The sequence below is a fragment of the Vibrio sp. V42_P2S4T144 genome, assembly GCF_009904715.1.
Classification (GTDB): Bacteria; Pseudomonadota; Gammaproteobacteria; order Enterobacterales; family Vibrionaceae; genus Vibrio; species Vibrio alginolyticus.
Map to the genome: position 1 here is coordinate 1 of NZ_WXWS01000416.1, position 4,980 is coordinate 4,980.

The window sequence follows — 4,980 nt, forward strand, 5'->3', positions numbered from 1 at the left end:
CCTATAGCGTCATCAACTGTCGTCTTACTATCAACTTTATATGAATTTAGCTTTTTATAGAATTGTTTAACTTTGCTCTCACAATCAGAAAAGGCATCCTTTCTTAAAGCTACAATAATCACACGCAGTCTTTTTTGAGGAACACCAAACTCAGAAGTATCAAATAGGGCATCGCGCTTCAAGTTTGTAGAAATATAATAACCCGCATCATTAAAAGCTTTTGTAACTCGCTCAACAATTGATACACCACCAGGAGCTGCACTTAGCATCCCTTGAACATTCTCAAAAATACACGCTTTTGGTTGAAAGTGAGAAACCACTTTCATGTACGATTCAAATAGGAAATTTCGATAGTCATCGTGCATTCCATTTTTATCACGAATACGACCTGCAATCGAGTAGGCTTGGCACGGAGGGCCACCAATTACAACATCAACTTTGTTACTACCAACTAACTTGTTTAAGCCTTCCGAACTGCCATATTCTGGATCGTTGTCATAACCCCAAATCAACTCGTCTGTTCTTTGGATATCAAAATGGAGCATTGAAGAATTCGCTTCCTTATAATTCCAACGAGTCGATAAGCGTTTACGCAGCGTATCTACAGCATGTTTATCCCACTCAACACCTGCAAGCAACTTATATTCACCAGACTGCTTGAAGCCATCTGTCAATCCACCACAACCCGCAAATAGATCAATAGTATTGAACATCATTATTTTTCCAACTTGATAATTTGATTACCTATCGCTAGGCCTAGCAGCGGAGGGACCGCGTTACCAATTTGCTTGTATTGTTGTGTCTTTGGACCAACAAACTGAAAGTCATCAGGAAAAGATTGAAGACGAGCATTTTCACGCGCACTTGGTACACGATCCCATTTATAGTGAAAGTGATTACGATGGCCTGTATCAATTGTCTTAGAAGGTTTTTGGCTATGGTAACGAGTCCAAGCTTCATTAAACTTTCGAGAATCACCTACGCCTGGTGGTAAGTCTTTATGGTTTCCACCTTCTGGTACTTGACGAATTACAGATACAACAAGCTCCGAATGACGAGTTCCGACGTGGTTAAATAACCTTCTAGCATTCTTCCGCATCTGTGATTGATACTCACTTTGCGGAGCCATAGTGTAATCAGAGACTTCTTTGCCAAGATCATGCTCTAAAGCCGGTAAGTCGCCGATTGCTTGTTCACAGGTGACGTAGTTCTCCGGCTTATGTGTCGCTTCAGGGAAGACAAATCGCTCTCCATTTCTAACGCCAACAAAAAACATGCGCTTGCGAATTTGAGGAATTCCGTAATCTGGAGCATACATCAATTTTTCAGAGTTGGAATAACCTAAACGAGCAAATTCAGCCAAAATTGCTGTACGTGCACGCCCTTCGTATAGATTAGCAATGCCTGGCACGTTTTCAATTACAATGTATTTAGGTTTAATACGTTCCGCTAACCGAAAGACGGAATAAAAAAGCGTGTTTCGTTTGTCATTTTCGTTTCGAGTTCCCGTTAGAGAGAAGCCCTGGCACGGCGGCCCGGCAACAATGGCTTCAACTTCACGACCATTAAGTTCTTCAACAATTACATCAATACTCTGCGGCTCAGAAAGGTCTAATTGCATTGGGGTTGCATGAGGATGATTGTGAGCAAAAGTTTTCAAAGCTGGAGCATCAATATCTACACCGACAACACACTCAAAACCAGCCTGCTCAAAGCCATGTGATAAACCACCACACCCAGAAAACAGATCAACTAGCAAACGCTGCTTAGACAAAACACATACTCCGACAAAAAGAAAAACACTGGATATTAGCACAGTAAACAGCTTAAATAAAAGTTCCTATAGGACATATATTTCAGACAAACTAAACAGTTAAATATCCTAATTTTCATAGCACATCGGCTAAATGGTTTGCAAAAGCTGCCTCGCGCTGTTGGTCAACAGACATTTGTAAGCCACACCTTACATAGCTATACAAAATGTGACATTCGTCGCAACTATTCCATAATAAAAAACACTGTTTTATACTCCCTCTACCCATAATTTATAAACAAACAAAAAGTATGTTTCGCAAACTGTCTTCCAACAGCGCTTGGCTGATTGCTTTTTTTGCTTGCTTTGCCGTGTACCTGTCGATCGCTTGTTATCCTTTTGTATTGTCTAACAATCAGAATGAACCGCTAACCTTGTTGCAAGGTTACTATTTGGTTTCGACTCAATATGGCTGGCTAGGCTTGATCGCTCTTCCATTTATGTTGTTGAGTTTATTGCTCTCTTTTCTACCGACTCGAGCATTCAAAGGTATCGTGATCGCTATCGCGATCTGTCTATTGATTATGTTTAAAGTCGATATCCTCGTTTTTCAGCAATACAAACTTCACATCAACGCTCTATTAATCCGTATGTTTTTCGAAGGTGGTGGTGATGTCTTCGATATTTCGTGGATGAGTTGGCTTATCTTCGTCAGTGAAGTTGCCGTTCTGGTGATCGGGCTCGCCTGTACCGTTTGGGTAAGTAATAAACTGGCACAAAGCCGAGCTAAGTTCGTTTTGATCAGCGTCTGGTTTGCTGTATTGCTCAGCACACAGATGATTCATGCGTACAAAAATGCCCTTTACGACTATGAAGTCAGTCAGTTTTCGAATAACTGGCCACTTTACTACCCGCTGACGGCTCGTAAATTTATTTACAAACACGACCTAGTGGATGAGAGCATAGCATCGAAGAACCGCGTAGAGTTAACCAACATTGAACGTAGCTCACTCAACTACCCGCTTGCGCCGATTCAAGTGCAAAGCAAAGAGAAACAGCCCAATGTTTTGTTTATCTTGGTTGACGCGTGGCGCTACAGTGATGCGACGCTGGAAGTCATGCCAAATGTCAGCAAGTTCGCCGAAAAAACGGTGAATTTCACACAACATATGAGCGGCGGCAACTCAACTCAAGCGGGTATTTTCAGCCTATTTTACAGCTTGCCCACAACCTACTGGGAAAGCTTTTACGCAAGCCAACGCTCTCCTGTGTTTATGGATACGCTGCAAGCAGAAGGCTACCGCATGGGCATTTTTGGCTCAGCACCGCTCACCAGCCCGCCACTCTCTCGCACGGTATTCAAAAAAGTGTCGGACTTGACCCTGAAACAAACTGGGGAAACAGCAGTCGAGCGCGATCAGCAGATAACAGACAAGTTCATCGAGTTCCAAAAGCAGGACAGCGACAAACCGTACTTTGGTTTTCTGTTCTACGATGCCGCCCACGGTACGGTGTTTCCCGAGCCTGAATTTGCGAAATTCAAACCATACTGGGAACGCGTTGACCACATTTTGCTCAACAACGATTTTGACGCTTCGCTTTACCATAATCGATACAAAAACTCGTTGTACTACATCGATAGCTTGATTGGTGATGTGCTGAAAAACGTCGACTTAGACAATACCATTGTGGTGATTTCATCAGATCATGGTGAAGAGTTTAATGACCATAAGATGAACTATTGGGGCCACACGGGTAATTACAGTGACGTTCAAGTGCATGTGCCTCTTTACGTGTACATGCCAAATCGTCAGCCAGAGCAAGTTGATTACCGCACGACCCATTTTGACGTCGTGCCAACCATGATGAATACGCTGTTTGACGTTCAAGGCACAACGAGTTCATACAGCGTTGGTCATAACTTGTTTGATAGCTCTGCCTCTCGCGATTGGTATATTGCAGGCAGCTACTACAACTATGCATTGGTCGGCAAAGAACTGATGCTTGTGGTCAACCCTGGCGGGCACTCTCAGCAACTGAATCGCCAGTTAAAAGTCGAGAAAGAACAGAAAGTTCCTGTCGATATCATTCGTCATTCTCTGGATGAGATGTCGCGATTTTACAAAAAAGGCTAGCGTCCAACATCGACGCCGATTGAAATAAAAAAGCCTCTTGGTTGTAAGACCAAGAGGCTTTTTCCTATCTGCTATTTAAGCGTGATGAGCGTGCATCAAGCGTGGCTGAATCAACAAGTTGTTGATGTATTGTAAGGCCACATAAGAGACAACAAATGTTGCCACAATCAACTCAAGACCAGCTAAGCCTCGCACTTGTTGAACATAGTGCGCAGCCAATCCTTGCAACTCCATCCAATTCGCCATTTTAAACAGCGCCGTCGCACCGATCACCATCGGGAAGGTAAACGCTGCATAGCCAGGGCTGAATGGCAGTCTAAGCAATTTAAAGAACGCGAGATATATGATGGCTGTCATCAATACCGCGATACCAAATAGCATAGCGATGATCACTGGTGATGGTGTCGCAGTGACCGTTAAGTACCCTGCCAATGATAGACTTGCTGGCGCTGCCATGATTGCCATTGTTGGTTTCGCTGCATCCGGAATTTCATGGGTGAACATGAAACGGTAAATCATCATCGGCAACATGATCGCGTACGCCACCATACCAAACATCAATGCACCTTGTGCCACTGGTGCTAGCATCGGGTTGCCAGAGAAAGACACATCCGCAACGATGATACCCACAGGCGGTACAAACCAACTAGGAACCATGTGGTGCAATTCAAAATCTTTGGCGCGATGGTAAACAAAGCTCACCAAGAATACGATGTGCAAAACCACCGCAATCAGCCAAAGCGCATCGCCAGCTAATGGGTAAAAATGGCCGAGAGAGTTCGATACCACCATAGTGCCCATCGCAAATGTCGGAACCACGCTGCCCACAACCGGATGAGCAAGATCTTGTCTCAATAGATGATTATGTAGCAAAAACTTGGTTGCCAATATAGCCAACAATATGCTCGCGATACCCGCACTAATCCACTGTCCGTAGCCATGTAATTCGGCGAAGTTCTCCCAACTCCAGCCCAAGCTTGCAATACCAAGAGCCAAACCCGCCATTGGAGTTGGTGCTCCCATTACTTTTGCTTTTGTTCTTTGAATCATGATGACCTCAACCAGACTCACTCTTGATGGGACGTATAATAC

The 4,980-nt window shown here is 43.9% G+C and carries 4 protein-coding genes; 1 reads left to right on the forward strand and 3 read right to left on the reverse strand.

The genetic code is table 11. The features are described 5' to 3' along the window. Both CAG68_RS14000 and CAG68_RS14005 read right to left on the reverse strand, forming a co-directional pair. A partial coding sequence (locus CAG68_RS14000; RefSeq protein ID WP_161441290.1) for a DNA (cytosine-5-)-methyltransferase occupies positions 1–716 on the reverse strand: 716 nt, incomplete at its 3' end. Then, entirely contained in the window at positions 716–1,774 is a 1,059-nt protein-coding gene (locus tag CAG68_RS14005) for a DNA cytosine methyltransferase (protein WP_054728382.1), read from the reverse strand. The genes CAG68_RS14005 and CAG68_RS14000, both read right to left, overlap by 1 nt. Positions 1,775–2,064: 290 nt before the next feature. Here CAG68_RS14005 and CAG68_RS14010 point away from each other — a divergent pair, with 290 nt between their 5' ends. Next, positions 2,065–3,888 carry a DUF3413 domain-containing protein gene (locus CAG68_RS14010; protein ID WP_054728380.1) on the forward strand — a complete coding sequence of 608 codons (1,824 nt, stop codon included), beginning with the start codon at positions 2,065–2,067 and terminating at the stop codon, positions 3,886–3,888. Between the two features lie 75 nt (positions 3,889–3,963). Here CAG68_RS14010 and CAG68_RS14015 read toward each other — a convergent pair whose 3' ends face one another. Continuing rightward, entirely contained in the window at positions 3,964–4,938 is a 975-nt protein-coding gene (locus CAG68_RS14015; RefSeq protein ID WP_017636010.1) for a TDT family transporter, read from the reverse strand. Positions 4,939–4,980 lie beyond the last annotated feature (42 nt).

Excerpts from the sequence above, each read along its gene's own strand:
- CAG68_RS14010 (WP_054728380.1), top strand. The coding sequence starts at position 2,065 with ATGTTTCGCAAACTGTCTTCCAACAGCGCTTGGCTGATTGCTTTTTTT.
- CAG68_RS14015 (WP_017636010.1), bottom strand. The coding sequence starts at position 4,938 with ATGATTCAAAGAACAAAAGCAAAAGTAATGGGAGCACCAACTCCAATG.